General features: G+C 71.2%; 1 protein-coding gene and 1 pseudogene. Both read right to left on the bottom strand.

What is annotated here, in order from left to right; genetic code table 11:
- Nucleotides 1-952 (bottom strand): annotated as a pseudogene (locus tag Q0112_RS17575) (sulfite reductase subunit beta); the annotation flags it as partial.
- Nucleotides 953-964: 12 nt separating this feature from the next.
- Nucleotides 965-1766: sulfite reductase flavoprotein subunit alpha (locus Q0112_RS17570; RefSeq protein WP_367278486.1), on the bottom strand; the 802-nt coding region annotated here is incomplete at its 5' end.

Genomic DNA, 1766 nt, shown 5'->3' with positions numbered 1-1766 from the left:
CGTCGATCGTGTACTTGAAGCGGGCGTGCAGCCGGTCGACCCGGTCGCCGTAGTCGCGCTGCACCGACATGATGGCGTCGATGGTCTCGAAGAGCTTGTCGGCGTCGATGTAGCCGATGACGCTGGCGAGGCGGGGGTAGGTCTTCGGGTTCGAGTCGGTGCGGCCGAGGCCGCCGCCGATGGCGACGTTGAAGCCCTGGAGGCGGCCGTTCTCGGCAATGGCGATGAAGCCGAGGTCCTGGCTGTAGACGTCGATGTCGTTCGAGGGGGGGATGGCGAAGCCGATCTTGAACTTCCGCGGCATGTAGGTCTTGCCGTAGAAGGGCTCCTCCGGGCCGTCCTGCTCCTCGCGCTCGGCCTCGTACCAGATCTCGCGGTAGGCGCCGGTCCGGTGCACGGCGTGGTCGCTGGCGCGTTTCGCGAGGGCGTAGACCTCGGCGTGGAGGGCGGAGAGGTGCGGGTTGACGGTCGCCATCACGCCGCGGGTGTCGTCGCCGCAGGCGGCCCTGGTGTCGAGGAGGACGTCGCGCAGGCCCTGCAGGAGCGGGCGGAGGTCGTGCTTCATCACCCGGTGGAACTGGAAGGTCTGGCGGGTGGTGAGGCGCAGCGTCTCGCCGCCGTGGGCGCGGGCGAGGGCGTCGAGCTTCAGCCACTGCGCGGGGGTGGCGACGCCGCCGGGCAGGCGGACGCGGGCCATGAAGGAGAAGGCGGCCTCGAGCTTCTGCCGGCGGCGCTCGTCGCGGATGTCGCGGTCGTCCTGCTGGTAGATGCCGAAGAACTTCATCAGCTTGGCGTCGCTCGCCGCGACGGCGGCGGTGATCTCGTCGGCGAGGCTCTGCGTGATGGTGCCGCGGAGCTGGTCGCTTTCCGCCTTCAGCGTCTCGTCGGGGCCGAGCCTGTCGAGGGGCTGCGACAGGTCGCGGCTGCGGTCGGGGGTCTCGAGAACGGTCACTTCATCGGGCCTTCAGTAGACGTCGAGCAGGTAGCGGCGGTCGCGCTGGAGGGCGGCCATATACTCGCCGGCGGCGTCGCGGCCGAGCCGGCCGTGCTCGGCGACGATGTCGACGAGGGTCGCCTGCACGTCGGGCGCCATGTTCGTCGCGTCGCCGCAGACGTAGACGCTCGCCCCCTCCTCCAGCCAGGCGTAGACGTCGCGACCCTGCCGGCGCAGGCGGTCCTGGACGTAGACCTTCTCCGCGCCGTCGCGGGAGAAGGCGACGTCCATGCGGCTCAGCACCCCGTCGGCGAGCAGCGCCTGCCACTCGACCTGGTAGAGGAAGTCGCTGCGGAAGTTGCGCTCGCCGAAGAAGAGCCAGGACCGCCCCCCTGCCCCGCGCGCCTCGCGCTCCTGCATGAAGGCGCGGTAGGGGGCGACGCCGGTGCCGGCGCCGATCATGATGATCGGCACCTCGTCCTCGGGCAGGTGGAAGTGGGCGCTCGGCTGCACGTAGACCGGCACGGTCGCCTCCTCCTCGCCGGTCAGGCCGGCGAGGTAGCCCGAGGCCACCCCGGTGCGGTCCCGTTCGGCCAGGCTGTAGCGGACCGTGCTGATCGTCAGGTGCGCCTCCTCGGGCGCGGCCTCGAGGCTCGAGGCGATCGAGTAGAGCCGCGGCTGCAAGGGCCGCAGGCCGGCGAGGAAGGTCCCGGCGTCGATCCCGGCGACCGGGAAGCGCTCGACGATGTCGATGACGTGGTGGCCGCGCAGGAAGCTCATGCGCGCCTCGCTGTGGTCGGCGGCGCAGAGCGCGTGCAGCTCGGCCGCGTCG

Source organism: uncultured Amaricoccus sp. (assembly GCF_937858865.1).
Lineage (GTDB): Bacteria > Pseudomonadota > Alphaproteobacteria > Rhodobacterales > Rhodobacteraceae > Amaricoccus.
This window is presented reverse-complemented; position numbering and strand designations above follow the sequence as displayed.